General features: G+C 68.5%; 20 protein-coding genes and 1 tRNA gene. 8 read left to right on the forward strand and 13 right to left on the reverse strand.

The window, feature by feature from the left end:
- Positions 1–65: 65 nt before the first annotated feature.
- A complete protein-coding gene (locus AOM45_RS02215) occupies positions 66–440 on the reverse strand; it encodes a hypothetical protein (RefSeq protein ID WP_030465567.1) in 375 nt (124 codons plus the stop codon).
- 349 nt (positions 441–789) lie between these two features.
- Here AOM45_RS02215 and AOM45_RS02220 point away from each other — a divergent pair, with 349 nt between their 5' ends.
- Together AOM45_RS02220 and AOM45_RS02225 are read left to right on the forward strand one after the other, a co-directional pair.
- Complete coding sequence (locus AOM45_RS02220) at positions 790–1,533, forward strand: class I SAM-dependent methyltransferase (RefSeq protein ID WP_030465566.1); 744 nt, start codon at positions 790–792, stop codon at positions 1,531–1,533.
- Positions 1,534–1,553: 20 nt separating this feature from the next.
- Positions 1,554–4,709 (forward strand): glycosyltransferase, encoded by a 3,156-nt coding sequence (locus tag AOM45_RS02225; protein WP_030465565.1) that lies wholly within the window; start codon positions 1,554–1,556, stop codon positions 4,707–4,709.
- A 55-nt stretch (positions 4,710–4,764) separates the two neighbouring features.
- Here AOM45_RS02225 and AOM45_RS02230 read toward each other — a convergent pair whose 3' ends face one another.
- Both AOM45_RS02230 and AOM45_RS02235 read right to left on the reverse strand, forming a co-directional pair.
- Positions 4,765–5,910: a hypothetical protein gene (locus tag AOM45_RS02230; protein ID WP_051782821.1), complete on the reverse strand. Its 1,146-nt coding sequence runs from the start codon at positions 5,908–5,910 to the stop codon at positions 4,765–4,767.
- 200 nt (positions 5,911–6,110) lie between these two features.
- Positions 6,111–7,070, reverse strand: a complete 960-nt coding sequence (locus AOM45_RS02235; protein WP_162185609.1) for a DUF418 domain-containing protein — start codon at positions 7,068–7,070, stop codon at positions 6,111–6,113.
- Positions 7,071–7,292: 222 nt separating this feature from the next.
- Between AOM45_RS02235 and AOM45_RS02240 the strand changes: the two genes are divergently transcribed.
- A complete protein-coding gene (locus tag AOM45_RS02240) occupies positions 7,293–7,739 on the forward strand; it encodes a hypothetical protein (protein ID WP_156093588.1) in 447 nt (148 codons plus the stop codon).
- 130 nt (positions 7,740–7,869) lie between these two features.
- Here AOM45_RS02240 and AOM45_RS02245 read toward each other — a convergent pair whose 3' ends face one another.
- From AOM45_RS02245 to AOM45_RS02260, 4 genes are all read right to left on the reverse strand, one after another.
- Positions 7,870–8,226 carry a septal ring lytic transglycosylase RlpA family protein gene (locus AOM45_RS02245; protein WP_081901851.1) on the reverse strand — a complete coding sequence of 119 codons (357 nt, stop codon included), beginning with the start codon at positions 8,224–8,226 and terminating at the stop codon, positions 7,870–7,872.
- Between the two features lie 45 nt (positions 8,227–8,271).
- Positions 8,272–8,664: a contact-dependent growth inhibition system immunity protein gene (locus AOM45_RS02250; protein ID WP_051782819.1), complete on the reverse strand. Its 393-nt coding sequence runs from the start codon at positions 8,662–8,664 to the stop codon at positions 8,272–8,274.
- Between the two features lie 189 nt (positions 8,665–8,853).
- A complete protein-coding gene (locus tag AOM45_RS02255) occupies positions 8,854–9,483 on the reverse strand; it encodes a hypothetical protein (RefSeq protein ID WP_156093587.1) in 630 nt (209 codons plus the stop codon).
- A gap of 40 nt (positions 9,484–9,523) precedes the next feature.
- Positions 9,524–12,313 carry an AfsR/SARP family transcriptional regulator gene (locus AOM45_RS02260; protein ID WP_051782818.1) on the reverse strand — a complete coding sequence of 930 codons (2,790 nt, stop codon included), beginning with the start codon at positions 12,311–12,313 and terminating at the stop codon, positions 9,524–9,526.
- 57 nt (positions 12,314–12,370) lie between these two features.
- Here AOM45_RS02260 and AOM45_RS02265 point away from each other — a divergent pair, with 57 nt between their 5' ends.
- Positions 12,371–13,417, forward strand: a complete 1,047-nt coding sequence (locus AOM45_RS02265; RefSeq protein ID WP_081901849.1) for a cytochrome P450 — start codon at positions 12,371–12,373, stop codon at positions 13,415–13,417.
- Here AOM45_RS02265 and AOM45_RS02270 read toward each other — a convergent pair.
- Positions 13,392–13,820: an OsmC family peroxiredoxin gene (locus AOM45_RS02270; protein WP_030465556.1), complete on the reverse strand. Its 429-nt coding sequence runs from the start codon at positions 13,818–13,820 to the stop codon at positions 13,392–13,394. The genes AOM45_RS02265 and AOM45_RS02270 overlap by 26 nt on opposite strands.
- A 109-nt stretch (positions 13,821–13,929) precedes the next feature.
- On the opposite strand from AOM45_RS02270, the gene AOM45_RS02275 reads away from it, so the two are divergent.
- A complete protein-coding gene (locus AOM45_RS02275) occupies positions 13,930–14,835 on the forward strand; it encodes a S66 peptidase family protein (protein ID WP_030465555.1) in 906 nt (301 codons plus the stop codon).
- Positions 14,836–14,954: 119 nt separating this feature from the next.
- Here the strand turns inward: AOM45_RS02275 and AOM45_RS02280 are convergent.
- Together AOM45_RS02280 and AOM45_RS02285 are read right to left on the reverse strand one after the other, a co-directional pair.
- Positions 14,955–15,030, reverse strand: a tRNA-Gly gene (locus AOM45_RS02280).
- Between the two features lie 43 nt (positions 15,031–15,073).
- The gene (locus AOM45_RS02285) at positions 15,074–15,472 is read right to left on the reverse strand and encodes a DUF7674 family protein (RefSeq protein ID WP_030465554.1); all 399 of its coding nucleotides are present in this window, start codon (positions 15,470–15,472) and stop codon (positions 15,074–15,076) included.
- Between the two features lie 159 nt (positions 15,473–15,631).
- Here AOM45_RS02285 and AOM45_RS02290 point away from each other — a divergent pair, with 159 nt between their 5' ends.
- The 3 genes from AOM45_RS02290 to AOM45_RS02300 all read left to right on the forward strand — a co-directional run bounded on the left by AOM45_RS02290 (position 15,632) and on the right by AOM45_RS02300 (position 18,362).
- Positions 15,632–16,945 carry a sigma-70 family RNA polymerase sigma factor gene (locus AOM45_RS02290; protein ID WP_051782817.1) on the forward strand — a complete coding sequence of 438 codons (1,314 nt, stop codon included), beginning with the start codon at positions 15,632–15,634 and terminating at the stop codon, positions 16,943–16,945.
- A gap of 97 nt (positions 16,946–17,042) precedes the next feature.
- Positions 17,043–17,480, forward strand: coding sequence for a hypothetical protein (locus AOM45_RS02295; protein ID WP_030465552.1), 438 nt, complete (start codon positions 17,043–17,045; stop codon positions 17,478–17,480).
- Positions 17,481–17,495: 15 nt separating this feature from the next.
- On the forward strand, positions 17,496–18,362 hold the full coding sequence (locus AOM45_RS02300) for an Fpg/Nei family DNA glycosylase (RefSeq protein ID WP_030465551.1): 867 nt from the start codon (positions 17,496–17,498) through the stop codon (positions 18,360–18,362).
- Here AOM45_RS02300 and AOM45_RS02305 read toward each other — a convergent pair.
- The 3 genes from AOM45_RS02305 to AOM45_RS02315 are packed head-to-tail and all read right to left on the reverse strand — an operon-like array spanning position 18,355 to position 21,033.
- Positions 18,355–18,933: a LutC/YkgG family protein gene (locus tag AOM45_RS02305; protein WP_030465550.1), complete on the reverse strand. Its 579-nt coding sequence runs from the start codon at positions 18,931–18,933 to the stop codon at positions 18,355–18,357. The two genes, AOM45_RS02300 and AOM45_RS02305, sit on opposite strands and share 8 nt — an antisense overlap.
- A complete protein-coding gene (locus AOM45_RS02310; RefSeq protein ID WP_030465549.1) occupies positions 18,926–20,344 on the reverse strand; it encodes a LutB/LldF family L-lactate oxidation iron-sulfur protein in 1,419 nt (472 codons plus the stop codon). Before AOM45_RS02310 ends, AOM45_RS02305 begins: the two co-directional genes overlap by 8 nt.
- Positions 20,326–21,033 (reverse strand): (Fe-S)-binding protein, encoded by a 708-nt coding sequence (locus AOM45_RS02315; RefSeq protein ID WP_030465548.1) that lies wholly within the window; start codon positions 21,031–21,033, stop codon positions 20,326–20,328. Before AOM45_RS02315 ends, AOM45_RS02310 begins: the two co-directional genes overlap by 19 nt.
- Between the last annotated feature and the right edge of the window lie 89 nt (positions 21,034–21,122).

A 21,122-nucleotide genomic window follows, 5' to 3' on the forward strand; every position in this document is an offset into this window, starting at 1 on the left:
CGCCGCGCCCGAGCGGGCAGCGTTCATCACCGCCATCAAGCGCGGCGACTTCGAAAATCGCTGACTCAGGCGATCGCGCCCGGCGGCAGCTTCAGCTTGAACGGCAGTGTCGTCACAACGGCCAAATCGGAAGCGGTCGCCTTCATCAGCGACGGCGCGTTCCTGGCACCCGGCTCAGGCAGGTCGAGCAGCCTGTCCACAGCCTCGACGAGCGGTCCCTCGTAGATCCACACGGCCTGAGCCGGCCGGGCCGAGTCGCGGACCGCGGGCAGACGTCCCGCGCGCGCTTCCGTCTCCGACCAGAACAGGATCGAGTCGATGAACCCTCTGCGCTGCTTGAACGCCATGATGCGGTCGAGCTGGCCGGCGTCGTCCCTCAGGTGGAGGAACTGAAAGCCGTTCTCGCGCAGCTCGATGACCTTGCTCAGTGCGTGGTCCATGGCGCACCTACCCCTGTGAGGTCCCCTTCGGGTGACTGATCAGTCATACGACCCGAAAGGATCGTACGGTAAGTCAACGTTCGTCCGTAAGACGTACTCCGAACGAGTATCTCAATTGGTGGACGTTTGTGGCTTAGGGTAATCACTAGCGTCCTTGTTGGGGGAAACGGCCAGGAGGGCCATTACGGTTCGCGTCAGGAACGCCAAACCACCCAATGTGACTAATGTCACGCTGATCCACATGTGTCGCCTCCGAGTGGTGACTTACACAAGTAGTAGACGTGTAGCACTGCCGGAAGGTTGTACGTACCCGCCACGCCGCAGGTCAGGGTCGGGCAGAATCTCCGTCGTGGACTTCGAGGTCGTGAAGAAGCAGGCTCTGGACTTCAGGCAGGAGCTGCTCACGCGCAAGGAACAGCTCCAGGTCGACTTCAGCTGGTACCCGTACGACACGATGGCCAACATCTTTCACCTCGACGCCATGCTGACGGGTGAACGCCGCAACCTGTTCGAGCAGGTCGCGGGCGGCACGGTGGCGGACATCGGGGCGGCGGACGGTGACTTCGCCTTCTTCCTGGAGCAGCGGCTCGGTTGCTCGGTCGACCTGATCGACAACGCACCGACGAACTTCAACGGGGTACGCGGGGCCCACCGGATGCGCGAGGAGCTGGGCTCGAACGTGCAGATCCACGAGGTCGACCTCGACACCCAGTTCCGGCTGCCGCGCGACCACTACGACCTCGTCTTCTTCCTGGGAATCCTCTACCACCTGAAGAACCCGTACTACGTGCTGGAGGAGCTGGCCAAGCGCGTCGACCGCCTGGTGGTGTCGACGAGGATCGCGCAGCTCTCGCCGGACCACGAGACGAAGTTCGCACACCTGCCGGTGGCCTACCTGCTGCACCCGACCGAAGCCAACAACGACTCCACCAACTTCTGGATCTTCTCCGAGGCCGGTCTTCGCCGGATCTTCGACCGGACTGGTTGGGCGATCGAGGACTACGTCAGCGTGGGTGCTACTGAAGGTTCCGATCCGGCGCACGCCGACCGCGACGAACGAGCGTTCGCGCTGTTGCGCAGCACCCGCCGATGAACAGCGCTGGAGACAGATACATGGAGTTGGACCGCCGGATCGAGTGGACCGGGGAGCGCTGCGTCCCGTGGACCGAGGACACGCAGGTGGTGTACGAGCACTACCACCGGTATGCGCTCGCGCGGGACCTCGTCGCGGGCAAGCGGGTGCTCGACCTCGCCAGTGGTGAGGGCTACGGCGCGGCCATGCTCGCCGAGACGGCCGCGGAGGTCGTCGGGGTCGACATCGACGTACCGTCGGTCGAGCACGCGCAGGTGAACTACGGCGGTGCCGCGCTGAGGTTCGTCGTCGGATCCATCACCGATCCCGCAGTGCTGGCCGACGCGGGCCAGTTCGACGTCATCACCTGCTTCGAGGCGATCGAGCACGTCACGGACCACGCCGGGCTGATGGAGCTGATCGGCGCGCGACTGGCGCCCGGCGGTCTGCTGCTGATCAGCACTCCGGACACCGAGATCTACAGCCACGAGCACCACAACTGCAACGAGTTCCACCTCAAGGAACTCACCGAGCACGAGTTCGACGAGCTGTTGCGGGCCGACTTCGCCAACGTCGCGATGTTCCGGCAGAACGTCGCCGTCGGCTCGGTCATCACCGCGACCGGCAGCACCGAGGGCTCGGTCAGCGGGCACACGGTGCGGGCTCACGGCGACACGTGGTCGGTCGAGCGCGGTCTGCCGCACACCTACCTGTTCGCGCTGGCCTCGCAGGGCCCGCTTCCGCCGCTGCCCGCGGCCGCGATCATGCTCGACCCCGACCAGACGCTGGCGCAACGCCGTGCCGGCCAGCTGCACGCGCTGTACGAGAGCACCAGGGCGGAGGTGGAGGAGCTCAAGTCGACGATCCAGGGACTGGAGCAGCAGCGCCAAGCCGAGGAGCGGAACAAGCTGTCCGTGCTGGAGTCGCTGAGCGACTCGCACACCGAGCGTGAGCGGCTCTCCGCCGAGCTGCACCAGGCGTCGCGCAACGCCGACCGGTCGGCGGCCGTCATCGAGTGGATGCAGGACTCTGCCGGCGTGCTCGAGCAGCGCGCGATTCGGGCAGAGGCCGAAGTACAGCGACTGCGGGAACAGGTCGCCGAGCAGAACGCGCTGGTGCAGCGCGCCCTCGGCAAGTACCGCAACGTCGTCGAAAAGGTGGCGCCGCGCGGCAGCACGTTGCGCGACACCTACGAGAGGGCTCTCGGGCGGCAGCCGGGGGTCATGCCGCAGACGTCGGTCGAGCTGCGGACGCCCGTCGCCGTTCACACCAGTGACAAGCCGCTGGCCAGCATCATCATCCCGGTGCACGGCAAGTGGTCGTACACGCGCCAGTGCCTGCTGAGCATCAACGCCGTTCACCCCACCGTGCCGTTCGAGGTCATCGTCGTCGACGACGCTTCTCCAGACGACAGCGCGGAGAAGCTCGCGGCGTGCACCGGTGTCAGGCTGGTGCGCACGCCGCGCAATCTGGGATTCATCGGCGCCTGCAACCTCGGCGCGGAGAAAGCGCGCTCCGAGCTGCTCGTCTTCCTCAACAACGACACAGAGGTGACGTCCGGCTGGCTGGAGGCGTTGGTCGAGACCGCGAACTCGGACGACCGGATTGGTCTCGTCGGCGCCAAGCTGGTCTATCCGGACGGCACCCTGCAGGAGGCCGGCGGCATCATCTGGTCCGATGCGACGGGCTGGAACTACGGCCGCAACGGCGATCCGAACGACCAGGCCGTCAACGTTCTGCGCGACGTGGACTACTGTTCGGGCGCGGCGATTCTGGTGCGCCGCGACCTCTTCGAGCGGATCGGCGGGTTCGACACGCTGTTCGCCCCCGCCTACTACGAGGACACCGACCTCGCGTTCGCGATCAGGGCCGCTGGGCACCGCGTGGTCGTGCAGCCGAAGTCCGTGGTGGTGCACCACGAGGGCATCTCGCACGGCAAGGACGTCAGCAGCGGCGTGAAGCGGCACCAGGAGCTCAACCGCACCGTGTTCGCGGAAAAGTGGGCCGACGCGCTCACCCGCCAGCTACCCGGCCCGAGTGAGGCGAACCTGTGGCTCGCCCGCCAGCGCGATCCGTTCGACCGCAACGGGCCGCTGGTGCTGGTGATGGACCACCAGGTGCCGCTCACCAGGATGGACTCCGGGTCCGTTCGCATGCGCGCGGTGCTCGAGGAGCTCGTCGGCCTCGGCTGCCGCGTCGTGTTCTTTGCCGCCAACGGCAGCGAGCACCAGCCGGACAGCGATGAGCTTCGCCAGCTCGGCATCACCGTGCTGACCCAGAACGAACGGCAGTGGCAGTTCCTGCGCGAAGCGGCCTCCGAGCTGTCGTTCGCGTTGCTGTCGCGTCCCAACGTCGCCTGGATCATGCTCGAAGAGCTGCGTACGCGGGCGCCGCAGTGCGTCATCGCCTACGACACCGTTGACCTGCACTTCCTGCGACTGGAGCGGCAGGCCGCAGTGGCCGAGCGCGACGGGCACCCTAAGGACGCGCTCGGGTTGCGCCGCAAGGCGAACGCCGTGCGCGAGCTGGAGCTGGGCCTTGTCCGGGCGACCGACGTGACGTTCGTGGTGTCCGAGGCCGAGCAGCAGATCCTGTTGCAGGTGGTGCCCGGTGCCGACGTGCGGGTGTTGTCCAACGTGCACACCATCGACTGGACACCGGCCTCTGTGGACGGTCGTACCGATGTCGTGTTCGTCGGCGGGTACGACCACGTGCCGAACCGGGATGCGGCCCAGTGGCTGGCCAAGTCCATCATGCCGTTGGTGCGCAAGGAGATCCCGGATGCGATGCTGCGCCTGGCCGGCTCCAACCCGACGAAGGACGTGCTGGGCCTGCACGACGAGGACGCCGGTGTGGACGTGCTCGGTTTCGTCGACGACCTCGGCCCGGTGTACGCGCGGGCGCGGATCACCGTGGCGCCGCTGCGGTACGGCGCCGGGGTGAAGGGCAAGATCGGCCAGAGCGTCAGCGTGGGCGTCCCGGTGGTGGGCACGACCCTGGCGCTGGAGGGCATGCACCTCGTGCCGGAGCAGGACGTGCTCCTCGGTGACACCGAGGAGGAGATCGCCAGGGCGATCGTGCGGCTGATGCGGGACGACGACCTCTGGTACCGGCTTTCTCGTTCCGCCAAGGAGAAGGTCGCGGCCCAGTTCGGTCCGCAGGTCGCTCGCACGGTGCTGGAAGGCCTGCTCAAGTAGCTGAACGAACGAAGGGCCCCGAGTCGCCTCGGGGCCCTTCGTGCTGTTCGCTGGCTCAGCGCACCGTCGGAGGTGCGAAGTCGAGCTGGTTCTTCAGCAGCGTCTTGAACTGGTTCTCCGTCGTGCTGTCCGTCTCGGAGGAGAAGACCTCGACGATGATCACCTTGTTGTAGTACACGTAAACGCCGCGCAGGACCTTCTTGCCGGCGTCGGTGACGACCTTGACGCCCTTGTAGGAGAGGTCCTTGTTCTCCTTCAGCGCGGACTGGTCCTGCAGCCAGCTCGCGACCACTTTGCTCGCCGCGGTCTGGTCCGAGACCGCGAGGGCGAAGACGCTGAGGGTGTTCTTGCCGTCGACCGTGGTGCTGAGCGTCGCCTCGGTCATCGCGCCGGCGATGAGCGCGTCGGTGGTCTTGCCGACCAGCAGCTTCTGCGCGGCCAGCTTCGGCAGGTCGAACTGACCGCCGCCCTGCCGCTCGACGCCGGGAAGCGGCCCGTAGATCGAGTCGGCGGTCGCCCCGGAGTCCGGCTTCTGCGCGGGCGGGTCGGCCAGCGGCTTGACCGTCGCGGAGGTCGGCGTCGACGCCTGGTCCGTCGGTGACTGCGCCTGGTTGTCCTTCTTGCTGGTGAAGAAGAAGTAGCCCCCGACGCCGAGACCGGCCAGGAGCAGCACGATCAGGACGATGCCGACGATTTTCTTGCCCTTGCCGGACGACTCGCCCGCCGAGTCGAAGACCTCGGGACCCTGGTTCCACGACGGAGGTGAGAAGACGTCGTGCTCGCCGTTCAGCCACGGCGGAGGTGCCGCGTTGCTCTGCCCGCCCTGCCAGCCGCCGCCCTGGGGGAACTGGGGTTGTCCGTAGTTCGGCTGGGGGAACCCGCCGCTGTTGGGCACCACCTGGGTGGCGTCCGGGTTCTGGTTCTGGCCACCGCCGTTGACGGACACGACCTGGGTCTTGTCCGAGTTCTGCTGCGGCGCCTGCTGAACCGGCTGAGGACCGCTCACCGGCTGGATGTACTGGGTCTTCTCCGGCGGCTGCACGGCCTGCCACTTCGCGGGAGGAGCGAACGAGCCGCCGTCCTGCTGCTGGCCCGCGCTGCCCGAAAGTATCGCGTCGCGTCGCTGCCGGTACTCGTCGGCGGAAACGCGGCCGCTCGCCAACTCAGCGTCGAGCTTCTGCAGCTCGTCCTGCCAACTCACAGTAGCCCCCTGCTGACGCGTACATCTTCAAACCGCGACATTGTCGCACCTGCTCACGAGTTACTCGGGGCTGAGGGTAGTTGTCCATCAGGAATCGATCTTGATGGGTTGTTGGTCCAGTTATCGACTCGTAGTGATGGAGGGACGTACGGCTGTTTCGAATAGACCGGTTGGACCACTGAGGTTTCTCGTGGCGGGCACTACCTGGACTGTCCGGTCAGCACGGGTACCGGCTGCGGCCGAGCCGCAGGACGTGTCTTCTTGCGCCGCCCGTACGTGAGGAATCGCAGGAGCACCTCCAATGGACCTCGAATGCCCGCGAGATGCATGCCCAGCGCCAGCAGAACGGTGGTGAGCCAGGTGAGGATCCCGATGAGCGACGCCTGTGCGACGCCGATCTCGTAGCCGAGGCCGCCGTACGCGAACAGCACCGTCCACGACACGGACTGCAGGACGTAGCACGTCAGCGACCGCTCACCGGTCGCCGCGACCGCCACCATCAGCAGGTTCGGTTTCTTCACCCGTGCCGAGATCCACCCCATCAGCGCCGCGTACCCGAGACCGCCGGGCAGCAGGCTGATGGTGTGCAGGACGGCAAGTGGCCTCGGCACGGTGTCCACCACCTGCGCGACCTTCAGCGCGAGCGGCAAGCAGCCGAGGATCATGAACCCGATGCCTGCGAGCGCGGTGTTGCGCAGGAACCGCACGTGTCGTTCCGGCTCCGTGAGCATCCTGTGCCGTGCCGCCCACATGCCCAGCACCATCGGGACCAGCACCGCCGCCGGCCAGACCACGGTGTGCAGTGCCCAGGTCGCGATGCCTTCCGGCAGCACTCCGTCGACCCTGATGATCCCGAACGAACTCAGGAGGATGTAGCCCAGGTGCACCACCATCCAGCCGGCGGCCAGCGCCAGCAGTGACTGGTCGCGCCACACCATCGTGCTGACCAGGATCAGCCCGAGCACGCCGTAGGTGCCGAGGATGTCGGCCTCGAACAGGAAGTAGGCGTGCAGACCGCCGAGCACGATCATCCAGAAGCAGCGCTTGACGACCACCCAGCGAGCAACGGGCCACGACGCCTGCCGACCGGCCATCTGCACGAGCCCGTAGCCGAACAGCGCCGCGAAAAGTGGCAGCGGTTGTCCGTCGACGAAGACCATTTGCACCCCGGCGATCGCTTTGTCGAGCGAACTGCCGTCTGTCGGGTAGTAGCGATGGGTCGTCGGGTGACCTCGAATGAACGAATGCGCGTGCGAGAGAGCGATCAACATCAACATCAGACCGCGAGCAAGGTCCGGTGCCAGTGACCGCTTGCTCACCGTCTGCATCTGATCTCCCCAGCGTCCTGCAGCACCACTCCGGCGCCTGAGCTGGGAATATACGTGACTGAAACGTTGCTCTCACTGGTTTTGCGAGTAGTACAGGCGAAGTGTGGTCGACTCATCACGCAGATTGAAGCCGCGGGGAAACGCCACGGAGATCGCGTGGTTCCGCTGCGCCGGGCTCAGCAGAAGATGAGTCCGCACGGCCGCGTGGTCGTCGTCGTGGTGGTGGGCCGCGGCTTCGTGGTCGTCGTGGCCGCGGGCGGCGGCGCCTGGGTCGTTGTCGTCACGGCGGGGGCGGTCGTCGTGGTGGTCGTCGTTGTCGTTGTCTTGGAAGAAGAAGACGGGGCGGACGACGAGGTGGACGACACGGTCAGTGACGGAACGTTCGTTTCGGTCGGGATCAACGAAGGGGTGTTGATGAGCGAAACGCGGGCCGGTTCGTTGGTTCCCGGGCCTGCCGGATCGCCCGAGGCGAGCGATCCGACATGCGGTGCGAGCACGTAAAACGCGGCGACGACAGCACCCAGAAGCGCCCCGGTTGCGAGCCGCCCCGGCCCGCTCATCGCCGCCAACACTCGGATTGACTATCTCGTTCACTCGATTGGGTCAAGCAAAACGATGGTTTTCTACTCAACTAAATCCTCGTGACCGTCACGCCGACCACGCCCTGTGACAACGGCGCGATCGCCTTGAAGGCCTTCGGGGTCAGGTCGATGCATCGGCCGGTGATGAACGGGCCGCGGTCGTTGATCCGCACGGTCACGGTCTTGTTGTTGGAGCGGTTCTTCACCTTGACCTTGGTGCCGAACGGCAGGGTCTTGTGCGCGGCCGTCAGCTTGTTGGGGTCGAAGCGCTCGCCGCTGGCGGTCGTGCCGCCGCCGGTGTAGTAGGAAGCCTTGCAGGTCTCGGCGGAGGCCACGGGGGAGAAGAACACTGCGGTGGCGGCGAGGGAGGCCAGCGTTAGGCCGGCGGCCGCGAGAGTCTTGGGCATGGTTCAAGGAACTCAGCTCGCGGCAAAGGGACGCCTAACGCGCGCCTAACCCGGGAACTGCTCGGCCGCTGAGACCAGCAGCTGCCAGTCGCCGTCGGGCAACGTGCGCAGCCGGTCCAGCAAAGCGGACATTCTGGACAGCAACGCTGGGTGATCGGCCCAGAAGGAGGGATCTACTCTCAGTAGAGCGGCGAGCAGGTCGCCGGGGTACAGCGCGACCGAACGCAGCGGGTCCCGCTCGACGTGTTCCAGCGCCAGCGGCACCGTCACGTCCAGGCCCACCTGATGCGTCACCAGCAGGTGCAGCGACGTCGGAGTCAGCTGCCCCACGGGGAGGTCGCGCAGCGCGCACAGGTCCCGGTAGAGCTGGGTGGACGACGAGTCGGGTCTCAGCCAGTCGTCGTCGCTCAGGTGCGCGAGCGTGCGGTCGCGGTCCACGCCCCCATGGTCCCTGCCCGGGGAAGAGCAGTGGCGCGACCCGAGACGTTGGCGGTGAATTCACGCTCAGCAGGACACCTCGCGGCACCGCCCCCACGCCCCCATACGGTCCAGTATGAGGACGTGGGGGCGGCACCACGATGCGCCCGTCTGACCGCGAATTCCCCGGCAACGTCTCGGGCCACGCCACTAGCGTGCCGACTGAGGCAACGGTTCGGCATTGGGCGACTGCCAGCCCACGCGCACGAGCACCTCGCCCTCGTGCAGCAACGCCTGCGACGCCAGGCCCCACACGGTCGACGCGAGCAGCACCGAGCTCACCGCCTCGCCCAGCCGCAGCGGGTCGTGCCCGACCATCCGGATCAGCACGCCGTTGCGTCGCGCGATCAGTTCCAGGTCGCAGCTCTCGGCGCGGGCGGCGTGCAGCAGCCACGTCAGGGCCGAGTCGGGCACCTCGTCGGCCTGGAAGGGGCGCGGGTCGGCCCGGCGCAGCGAGATCGCCGCCGCGGACGCCACCTCGCACGAGAACGGGTCCAGCTCCCAGCGCGGGTGCACCGACGCGACCTGGCCGTCGGGGCCGGGGGATCGCAGCACGTGGCAGTCCCAGCCCATCGCCGACAGTGCGACTCGCACGTGGTGCAGGACAGCGCCGCACGCGAGCAGCGACGTCTGGTCGGTGCGGGTCGTCAGGAGCTCCAGGCACTCGTTGCCCGATCGCCACCGCCAGGGCGGGACGATGCCGAACGACGGTGCCCGCGCCGCGAGTTTCAGCACTTCCTCGACGGTCTCCGCGTCGGGGGTGCGCACGCTGGTCCTCATTCGTCCCAGCGTGCTCGCGGCTGGTTGCACCGAGCCTGCGTCACGACTGCGCGGCCGCGACCACGGCGGCCACGGTCATCGCGCTGCCCCGTGCGAAGTGCTCGTCGTAGGCCTCTTCACCGAGGGCCTGCCGACACAGCGCCACGCACTGGTCGTGCGACGCGGCGAAGTTCGCCGACCCGAACAGCGGCAGCCCGACCGACTGCCACACCCGGTCGGCCCCGCCCAGCAGCAGTGCGGCGTGCGTCGCGGACCCGGTGACCACCGAGATCAACGCCAGCAGCTCCACCGACACCGCGATGCCGAGCAGGTCGTTGAACTTCTCCTTGATGCGCAACGAAGAAGTAGCCAGCTCACGAGCCTGGGCGACATCACCGCGTCCCATTGCGACGAAAGCGAGGACGTACAACGCGTACGCGCGCGCCCACAGCTCACCGTGCTCCTCACACACGGACCGGGCCTCGGTGCACAGCGCCGCCGCCCGGTCGAAGTCGCCGCTGAACGCCACGGTGATCGCCAGCGCCACCCGAGCCATGATCACGTTGCTGTCGAGGTGCCCCAGTTCGGAGTGCTTGCGGTCGGCCTCGCGCAGCAGCGACGCGCCCAGCGACAGGTCGTCGTCGAACACCGCCGCCGCACCCTGCACGTAGGTCGCGTAGGCGTCGGCGTCCGTGTCGTCCAGCAGCGCGGCCTCGGCGCGGCAGCCCTCCAGCAACGCCGGCACCGCGGAGGTGTTGCCCTGCAACGTCGCCACGTACCCGGCGACCCACAGGGCCTTGCACCGCGCCCGCGACGGCTCCGTCTCGAGCGACAGCGCCCAGTTGAGCCAGTGCCGTCCCTCGGCGAACCGGCCGCAACCCACCCAGTAGAACCACAGCGTCCCCGCGAGTCGCAGGCCCGCGTCGGCCTGGCCGGGTGTCGTCAACGAGTACTCCAGTGCGGCACGCAGGTTGCCGCGTTCGGCCGTCATCGCCTCGACGGTCGCGGACTGCCGTGGCGTGAACCAGGCCCGCTCGCCCTGTTCGGCAATGCGCGCGTACCAGTCACGATGGCGTGCCTTCAGCCGTGGCTCGTCATCGCCCGCACGCAACCGCGTCTGCCCGTACTGCCGCATGGTTTCCAGCAGCCGATAGCGCGCCACGCCTCCGTGTTCCTCGCGCAGCAGCACGGACTTGTCGACCAGCCCGTCGACCGCGTCGAACATGTAGTCGGCGGTCAGCGAGTCGTCCGAGCACACCGCCTCGGCCGCGGGCAGGTCGAAGCTGCCGGCGAAGACCGACGCCCGCGCCCAGAGCAGTTGCTCGCGCGGTGAACAGAGGTCGAAGCTCCAGTCCATCGTGGCGATCAGGGTCTGGTGCTGCGGCAACGCGGTCCGGCCGCCGTCGGTCAGCACCCGGAACCGGTCGTCCAGCCGTTCCAGCAGTTGTGCCGGCGTCAGCGCGCGCACCCGCAACGCGGCCATCTCGATCGCGAGCGGGATGCCGTCCAGCCGTCGGCACAGGTTCGCGACGGCCTGCTCGTTCGCGCCCGTGATGACGAACGAGCCGGGGACCGCCGCGTCTGCGCGTTGGGCGAACAACGTCGCCGCCGGATACGGCACGGACAACGGCGCGACAGACAGCACCTGCTCGCCGTAGACGCGTAGCGCGCGCCGGGACGTGGCGATGACACGGAGCTTTGGCGCCACACGCAGCAGCGTGTCGACCAGCACTGCGCAGTGGTCCACGACGTGTTCGCAGTTGTCCAGCACCAGCAACGCGTCCCGGTCGGCGAGGAACTCGGTGAGCACGGTCAGCTGTCCGCGTCCGGTCTGGTCGACCACGCCCAGCGCCTCGGCCACGGTGTGCGGGACCAGCGCCCGGTCGCGCAACGCCGCCAGCTCGACGAGCCACACACCGTCCGGCGGGTGCTCACCACGTGCCACGTGCAGCGCGAGGCGCGTCTTGCCCACGCCACCGACTCCGATCAACGTGACCAGCCGGTGCTGCGTGATCAGCTCCGCCACGTGTGCGGTCTCCGGGCGGTCGACGAAGCTCGACCGGTCGGCCGGCAGGTTGCCGCGCACCACGACCGGAGCGCGTTCGGGCAGGTCAAGACGTGGATCAGCGGTCAGCACCGCCTGTTCGAGATCACGCAGCCTGGCGCTGGGCTCGATGCCCAGCTCGTCGATCAGCACGCCGCGGGCCCGCTGGAACGCGGCCAGCGACTCGGCCTGACGGCCACAGCGGTAGAGCGCGATCATCAGCTGTTCCCACAGCCGTTCGCGGAACGGGTGCTGGTCGACCAGCGAGTTCACCAGCGGCGCCACCGCGGCGTGCTCACCGAGCTCCAGCGAGGCCTCCATCAGGTCCTCGGTCGCGTCCATCCGCAGCTCGACGAGGCGTGCGGACTCCTGACGCGTCCACTCACCCGGACGACAGTCGGCCAGCGGATCACCCGTCCACAACGCGAGGGCTTCGCGCAGCAGCTTGGCGGACTCCAACGGCCCGTCGCTCTGCCGTGCTGCTGCGACGAGCGCTTCGAACCGTGCGACGTCAACGGTGTCTGCGGACGCGTTCAGCACGTAACCGGGTTCGCGGGTGGTGATCAGCTCACCGAGCCCGGCGTCCCGGATCTGCCCGCGCAGCCGTGCGAGAAGGCTGTGCAGGGTCTTCGTGGCCGTGGGCGGCGCTTCCTCCGACCAGAGCGCGTCCACGAGCGCGCTTCTCGGCACCGTCTCCCCCGGCTTCAGGGCGAGGCGGGCCACGAGCGTCCGCTGTCCCGCGCTGCCGAGCTGGACTGCTCCGTTCGGTCCGGTGAGTTCGAGCGGTCCGAGCAGCCGGATGATCACGATTTTGGTCCTGTCGTCAGCCCCCGACAAAGGCTGGAACCGCGCCAAGATATCGCAATGGAATTCGACCCGAGAATCAACGCCCAGCGCGTGACCGCGTATGCCGAGCTACGTGCGGTGTTGGCTGATCCGGTGACGTTCTCCTCCCGGAACATGGCAGGACCGCAGGTCGCGGCCGTGTCCGCACTGCTCCCGCCCGAGCAGCGGCGATTGCTGGAATTGATGTCATCGCTCAACGCGGCGGACGGCACCCGGCACGCCCGAATTCGTTCCGCAGCGAACCAGAAATTCACTCAAATGGCCGTGCGCCGAATGGCTGATCCAATTAGAGAGCGCGCACGGGCGTTGCTCGACGACTTGCCGGAGGAAGCGGACTTCGTGAGCGAGTTCGCCGCGCCGTTCGCGCTGGGCGTCGTCGCGGACGTGCTCGGTGTGCCGGAACGGGACTTCCCGCTGTTCCGCGAGTTCGTGGCGCCCGTGCTGGAACTGACCAGCGGCGAGGAGATCAGCGAGCGGGTGCTCGGGTCGTACTTCGCCGGGATGAACGAGTTCTGCGCCTACTTCGGGCGCTCGACCGCGTTCAAGGGCGGGCAGCTCTCCGAACAGGAACGGCTGTCGCTGTGCCTGGCGGTCGTCGTCGCCGGTACCGACTCGACGACGAACATGCTGTCCAGCGCGCTGCTGCGGCTCGACCGGCGAGAACGCCGACTCGGTGGCGTGGTGGAGGAGGTGGTGCGGCTCGACGCGCCGTTCATCGGCTTCTTCCGGACGGCGACCTGCCCGGTGACCACGGGCGGGGTCAAGATCGCCGAGGGCGACCACCTGTTCCTCGACCACGCGGCGGGCAACCGCGACCCGCGCGTGTTTACCGAGGACTTCGACCCCGGCAGGCCGTCCGTGCCCGCACATCTGGGCTTCGGCCACGGCCCGCACTACTGCCTCGGCGCCGGCCTGGCGCGACTGGAGGGCCGCATCGTCGCCGAAGAGCTGCTCGACCGCTCGTACGAGGTGATCGAGCAGCCCGGCGACGTGCGCTACCGCAGGCACCTGATCAGTCACGGGCCCGCGGCACTGCGGTTCAGACCAGGGCGGCGTCCAGCGTGATGTTCTCGACGGCCGCGAGCGCCTTGGACACCGGGCAGTTCGCCTTGGCGCCCTCGGCGGCCTCGACGAAGGCCTCCTGGGTGAGACCCGGAACGTTGGCGCGCACGGTCAGGTGAATGGCCGTGATGCCCTGCCCGGCGACGAAGGTCACCTTGGCGTTGGTGTCGATGGAGGTGGGCGGCGTGCCGGCACCGGTCAGGCCGTGGGAGAGCGCCATGGAGAAGCAGGAGGAGTGCGCCGCGGCGATGAGCTCCTCCGGGCTGGTCTTGCCGCCGGCCTCCTCGGCACGCGCCTTCCAGTCGATGTCGAAGCTGCCGCTCTTGGACGTGTCGAGGTTGACGTTGCCCTTGCCCTCGATGAGAGAGCCTTCCCAGTGCGCGCTTGCCGATTGGGTGACTGCCATGGTCTCCAAGTCCTTCTCGCACGAGCTCGAACGCCTTGATTCGAGCGGACACGACCACCCTTTCACGGGTTGGCGCGGAGATCACCCCGGGACTGGCACAGTCGGCGGGGTGGACGTCGTGCTGCCCCAGCGTGTTCGTGCAGGAGACCGGGTCCGTCTCGTTTCGCCGGCGAGTTTCCCGAGCGAGGAGGTGCTCGCCGAGGCCGTGCGGTGGCTCGAGGGCTGGGGGCTGGTCGTCGAGGTCGGAAAGCACGCCGTGGACCGCCACGGCTACATGGCGGGCCGGGACGAGGACCGGCTGGCCGACCTCAACGAGGCCTACCGCGACCCCGGGGTGCGCGCGGTGATCGCCACCACGGGCGGCGCGGGTGCGTACCGCATCGCCGACGGCATCGACTTCGCGGCGGTGCGGGCCGACCCCAAGCCGCTGGCCGGGTTCAGCGACATCACCAACCTGCACCTGGCGTTGTGGCGGCACTGCCGGGTCGCGGGGATCCACGGCTGTCTGTCCGGCACACGCTCGGCGTCCGCGACGCGGTCGTTGTTGATGGGGACCGAGCGCACCGTGCTGCACCGGGACCCGTCGGCGCTCACGGCGTCCGTCCGGGTGGCGGGTGTGGCCACGGGCAACCTCGTCGGCGGTCATCTCGGCACGATCGCCTGGTCGGTCGGCGCCGGGCTGCCCGATCTGGACGGCGCGATCATGTTCCTCGAAGCGCCGCGCGCGGTCGGGCTGGGGCACGTCGACCGGCAACTGACGCAACTCATCCGATCCGGCTCGTTGCGTGGAGTGCGTGGAGTCGCACTCGGGCGGTTCCCGGGGTTCGAGGACCACGTCGATCGCGGCTGGACCGTGGTCGACGTGCTGCGGGACCGCCTGACGACGTTGGACGTGCCGGTGATCGGTGGCATCGACGTCGGTCACGGGGACAACTCGCTGTCCGCGCCCCTGGGACCGGTCGCGGAGCTGGACGTCGACGCGGGCACGCTCACCGTGGGCCCGGCCGTCCGCTGACAACGAAGAAGGCCAGGGCGGCTCAACTTCTGACGCGGGGGGTTTGGGGGGTCGTCCCCCCAACATCATGGCGAAACGAAGAACGGCCCACGCCCTTGGTGGGCGTGAGCCGTTCTTCGTGGAGCGGATGACGAGACTCGAACTCGCGACCCTCACCTTGGCAAGGTGATGCGCTACCAACTGCGCTACATCCGCACTGCTGTCTTGCTGCCTTACGGGAGAGAACTATACAGGAGGCTCAAACGGCGTCTCGACCGGGGGGCTGCAAACCGGCCAGCAGTTGATCTACCTCGGACAACTGCTCCTTGGGCCAGCGCCACTCCCACAGCGCCCGCACCTTGGGCAGCACGTCGCACGGCAGCCAGGCCGCGACCTCCTCGCGGAGGTCCCAGTCGTCGAACACGTGCTCGTAGAAGCTGATCAACGCCGCGTTCTCCAGGAACTGCTCCGGCTGGTGGAAGCACCAGTGCGCGAAGCCGTACGCGCGGCGCAGCACGTCGTCGTCCTGCTCGCGGTGGGCTTCCATCGCGAGTTGCGACAGCTCGGAGAAGAAGACGTGGCAGGACCACTCCTCGGTCTCGGCGACAGCACGAAGTTCCGGCACCAGTGCCGAAGCTCGTTCCCGCCAGTCCACCACGCCCGTGACGATAGTCGCTCGATCTTCTTCGGCCGACCGTCCGACGCCCACATGTGACCGTCTCGTCACCGATCGCTTTGCGCTGTTCGGCCCACTACGAACGGATGGTCTTGTGTATCGACCTGTTCTCATCGAGGAGCAGTTCTGGCCCCTTGTGGCATGTTGAAGCCTGTGATGGTCGACGAGAACGAGGTCGACCGGGACCTGCTCGCCAGAGTGCGCGAGGGAGACGACTCGGCCTACGGCGAACTGTTCTCCCGGCATGCGGAGGCGATTCGCCGCTTCTCGCTCAGGCACGTGCGTGAGGCGGCTGAGGCCGACGACCTCACGGCTGAGGCGTTTTTCCGCATGCTGCAGGCGATCCGCCGGGGCAGCGGCCCGACCGACCACGTCCGCACGTACCTCCTGACCGTCGCTCGCCGCGTCGCGTGGGAGTGGAGCGGACGGCGCCGGGACGTGCCGGTGGAGGACGAGGAGCTGGGTCGCCGCGTCGAGCCGGTGGGGGACAACGCGAACCGCCGGGTCGAGCACAACCTCATCACCAGAGCCTTCTCGAGCCTGCCCGAACGCTGGCGGGTCGTGCTGTGGCGCGTGGAGGTGGAGGGCGAGCGCCCCGCCACCGTGGCACCGCACTTCGGTCTTTCGCCGAACGCCATGTCGGCGTTGGCCCGCCGCGCGCGTGAGGGTCTGCGTGCGGCGTACCTGCAGGCGCACCTCGCCGCCGACGACGGGCGGTCGTCGTGCGCTGCGATCCGTTCCAAGCTCGGCACGTTCACCGCCGGTGGGGTCCAGGGCGTCGAGGAACGCCGGATCCGCGCCCACCTCGACACCTGTCCGTCCTGCTCGCAGCTCCACGCCGAGCTGAACGAGGTCTGCGCGACGCTGCGGGCCAACGCGGCGTTCCTGATCGTGCCGTCGACGCTGGGGCTCTCGTTCGCCGGGAAGCTGCTGATCAGCAAGACCAAGATGGCGCTCGCCGCGGCGAGCGTCGCGACGATCGGCCTGTTCGGGACGGTGGCCGCCGTGTTCAACGGCGGGCCGGGTGTCGCCGTGCTGCAGCCGGACCAGCACCCGGTGATCGCCCTCAGCACGTCCGGTTCGTCCAGTTCCGGCCACAGCCAGGAGATCGTGGTCGCGCCGCCGCCGGTCCAGCAGCAGGTCAAGCCGCAGGAGAACCTGGTGAACCCCGGCGGTGGGCAGCAGCTGGAGACGGTGCGCAAGACGACGTCCCAGGCGCCGCCGCCCGAGGAGCAGCGCAGGGAACCTCCGGGCGAGCGCGCGTTGCCGGTGACCCAGTCGTCCGGCTCGTCGGCGGTCAGCACGGCGTCCACGACGTCGCAGAACGTGAGGTCGCTGAACGCGCAGTCCTCGTCGTCCGGGGCACCGTCGCCGTCGTCCGTCCCCTGTTCGACTCCGCGGACGACCGAGACGACGGTCATGCTCTACCCGACGAAGCCCGGCACCAAGAACTGACCGTGACGATCAAGCTCGGCACAGTTCACCCACAAGGCTCGGCCCGCGTTGGGTACGGTTTGTCCCTGGAACCCGAACGAGCGTGGGAGACGGGGACATGACGCGGCTGGTGCGCGGTGCGGACGGGCGGATGTGGACTGTCCACAGCCGCATCGAGTGGCGCAACCCGGTGGAGTCCGACGACTTCGAGCACGACGTCAGCGGTGGTGCTCTGCCCGGCATCATGATGGCCGGGATGCTGGTTGTCATGGTGGTCGTGCTGATCGCCTGGACGCCCGAGCAGGTCGTGGTGCCCGCGTGGCTGATCCTCGCGCTGATCTTCCTGTTCGCCTTCTTCCCCGTCCGCTGGGCGCTGCGCCGGCCGCACACGCTGGTCGCGGAGAGCAAGGCCACGGCCGACGAACTGCCGCCCGAGCGGTGGATCGGGCAGGTCAGGGGTCCGATGGCGGTCCGCCAGGAGGCCTCGCGGGTGGCTCGCACCATCGAGATGCACTCGCTGCCCGACGTCGAGGGCCCGCTGCAACCCGTCGACTGATGCGACACTGGACCGGTGCCCGAGCTACCCGAGGTAGAAGCACTGGTCCACCACCTGCGTGAGAACGCGGTCGGCCGCACGGTGCACCGCGTCGACGTGGCGTCACTGCAGGTCCTCAAGACGTTCGACCCGCCGTGGACCGCGCTGCACGGCCAGGAGGTCGTGGCCGCGCACCGGCACGGCAAGCACCTGGACCTGGAGGTCGCGGACGGCCTCCACCTGGTCGTCCACCTCGCTCGCGCCGGGTGGCTGCGCTGGGCCGACACCATGTCCGCGCCGCCGCCCAAGCAGGGCCGCGGTCCGCTCGCGCTGCGCGTGCACCTCGGGCCACCCGGTCAGGGGCCGGGCTTCGACCTGACGGAAGCAGGGACGAAGAAGGGGCTCGCGGCGTGGATCGTGCGCGACCCGAAGACCATCGCGAGCATCGCCAGGCTGGGCCCGGACGCGTTGGGCATCACCCGCACGCAGCTGGAGGACCTTTTCGCCAAGCGGACGGAACGGCTCAAGACCGCGCTCACCGACCAGGGCCTGATCGCGGGCATCGGCAACGCCTACTCCGACGAGATCATGCACATGGCCCGCCTCTCGCCGTACGCGACGGCGGGCAAGCTCGACGAGGAGCAGCTGGACCGGCTGCACGAGGCCATGATCAGCACGCTCACCGACGCGGTGGCGCGGTCGGTGGGCCAGGACGCCGCCCGGCTCAAGGGCGAGAAGCGGTCGGGCCTGCGGGTGCACGCGCGCACCGGGCTGCCTTGTCCCGTCTGTGGTGACACGGTGCGCGAGGTGTCGTTCGCGGACAAGGCGTTCCAGTACTGCCCGACGTGCCAGACCGGCGGCAAGCCGCTGGCCGACCGCCGGTTGTCCCGCCTGCTCAAGTGACGATCAGCACCTCCAGCGTGCGAGGGCCGTGGACGCCCTCCACCCGGTTGAGCTCGATGTCGCTCGTCGCCGACGGGCCGCTGATGAACGTCAGCGGCCGCGTGGGTTCCATTCGTGCCAACGCTTCCGGCACCGACCCCGCGATCTGGTCCGCCCGCACCACGCACAGGTGGTAGTCGGGCAGCAGCGTCAGCGCGCGACGGCCCTGTGCCTCACCGCCGTCGAGGACGATCGTGCCGGTGTCCGCGATCGCGACCGCGCACCCGGTCAGCACGCCGTCCGCCCCGTCCAGCTCCTCGATCGACAACGGCTCGCGCAACCACGTGACGCCGTCGACGAGCCACTCCTCCGGCACGCCGGTCGGGGCCACGATCCGCTTGCCCACCAACCGTTCCAGCGCTTCCGGCACGTTCGACACGACGTGCACGACCGCGCGGTAGTCGGCGACCCGTTCGGCGAACAGCTCGACACCACCGGGTCCCTCGGTGAGGTACCCGCGGACGACGGGCGGAGCGGCGGGGACCCGCGCGTCGCGGATGCGCTGGAGGATCTCTTCTCGTGCGCTAGCCACGGTTCTTCCTCCACCACGTGCGGAACGACTCTTGCGGGGGCGCGGGCACGTCCCGTGAGGACGTCCACTTCGAACCGGGCCACGGCAGGGACGTGATCCGCCCGTCCCTCGCCAGGAAACGGGCCAGGGAACCGGCTTTCTGCGCCTTCTCGTACCGCGAGGCCGACGCGAACATCCACGCGGCGGCGGCCATCGCGACCGACTCCGCCGTGCGCCCCTTGGCTTCCACGGCCTCGGCGCGCAGGTGCGTGAGGACCGACGGGATGTCGATGCGCACCGGGCAGACCTCGAAGCACGCGCCGCACAGCGAAGAGGCGTAAGGAAGTGAGGCCGCCTGCGGGTCGTGCATGTCGCCGACCAGCTGCGGCGTCAGGATCGCGCCGATCGGGCCGGGGTAGACCGAGCCGTACGACTGGCCGCCGGTGCGTTCGTAGACCGGGCAGACGTTGAGACACGCGGAACACCGGATGCACCGCAACGCCTGGCGTCCGACCGAGTCCTTCAGCGTCGCCGTCCGGCCGTTGTCGATCAGCACCAGGTGGAACTTCTGCGGCCCGTCGCCGGGCGTCACGCCGGTCCACACCGACGTGTACGGGTTCATCCGTTCCGCGGTGGACGAGCGGGGCAGCAGCTGGAGGAAGACCTCCAGGTCCTGCCACGTCGGCACGAGCTTCTCGATGCCCATCACGGTGATCAGGGTTTCCGGCAGCGTCAGGCACATCCGGCCGTTGCCCTCGGACTCCAGCACGACGATCGACCCGGTGTCGGCGACGGCGAAGTTCGCGCCGGACACCGCGACCTTGGTCGTGAGGAACTTCTCCCGCAGGTACACCCGTGCGGCCTCGGCGAGGTCCGCCGGCTCGTCCGACACCTCGACCCCCATGCGGCGCTGGAAGATCTCGCGGATCTCCGAGCGGTTGCGGTGGATCGCGGGCACCAGGATGTGCGACGGCCGGTCGTCGCCGAGCTGCACGATCAGCTCGGCGAGGTCGGTCTCGATCGCGTGCACGCCACCGGCCTCCAGGGCCTCGTTCAGCGCGATCTCGGCCGTGGCCATGGACTTGACCTTCACGACCTCGGTGGCGTTCTCGGCACGGCAGAGGTCGAGCACGATCCGGTTCGCCTCGGCGGCGTCCCGTGCCCAGTGGACGACGCCGCCGCGAGCCGTCACCGACTCCTCCAGCTGCACGAGCAGGGTGTCGAGGCGCGCCAGGACGTCGTCCTTGATCTGCTCGCCGGCGACCCTGAGCTGTTCCCAGTCGGTCATCTCGGCGACCGCGGCCGCCCGGCGACCGCGGATGGTCCCGGTGGCCTTGCGCAGGTTCTGCCGCAGCTGGGTGTCCGCCAACGCCTTGTGCGCGGCCTTCGGGAACGTCGGGCTGCCCAGCCACGTCACGGGGTTGCGCGCCACGGGTCCTCCTCCGTCGAAGCCAGGATCTCCGCCAGGTGCACCGGCCGCACACCCGCGCGCAGCCGTGAGAGGCCGCCGCCGATGTGCATGAGACAGGAGTTGTCACCGGCCGAAAGGACCTCGGCACCGGTGTCGAGCACGCACCGCATCTTGTCCGCGAGCATCGCCGTGGACGTCTCGGCGTTCTTCACCGCGAACGTGCCGCCGAAGCCGCAGCACTGCGTCGCGTCCGGCAGTTCCACCAGATCGAGGGCCTTGACCGCCCTCAGGAGCGCCAACGGCTTGTCGCCCACCCCGAGCATGCGCAGCGAGTGGCACGTGGGGTGGTAGGTGACCCGGTGGGGGAACCACGCGCCCACGTCCGTCACGCCGAGCACGTCGACGAGGAACTCCGCGAGCTCGAACGTCCGCGGCGGGGCCTCACCCAGAGTGGGGTGGATCTCCCGCACCATGCCCGCGCATGACCCGGATGGCGCAACCACGAAGTCGTAGCCGCCGAAGACGTCGGTGTACTTGCGGGCGAGAGGCTTCGAGAGCTCCCGATAGCCGGTGTTGAAGTGCATCTGCCCGCAGCACGTCTGATCGAGGGGGAAGTCCACCGAACAGCCGAGGCGTTCCAGCAGACGCACCACGGCACGTGCGGTCGACGGGAAGAACGTGTCGGTCAGGCAGGTCGCGAACAGGGCCACTTTCACGGGCACACCCTCTCCCCAAATTCATCGGATGTCTACCCGGAACGGTGGACCGTACGGGGGTACGCCGGGCGCGCCTCTTGCTA

This window comes from Lentzea aerocolonigenes (assembly GCF_000974445.1).
GTDB lineage: Bacteria > Actinomycetota > Actinomycetes > Mycobacteriales > Pseudonocardiaceae > Lentzea > Lentzea aerocolonigenes.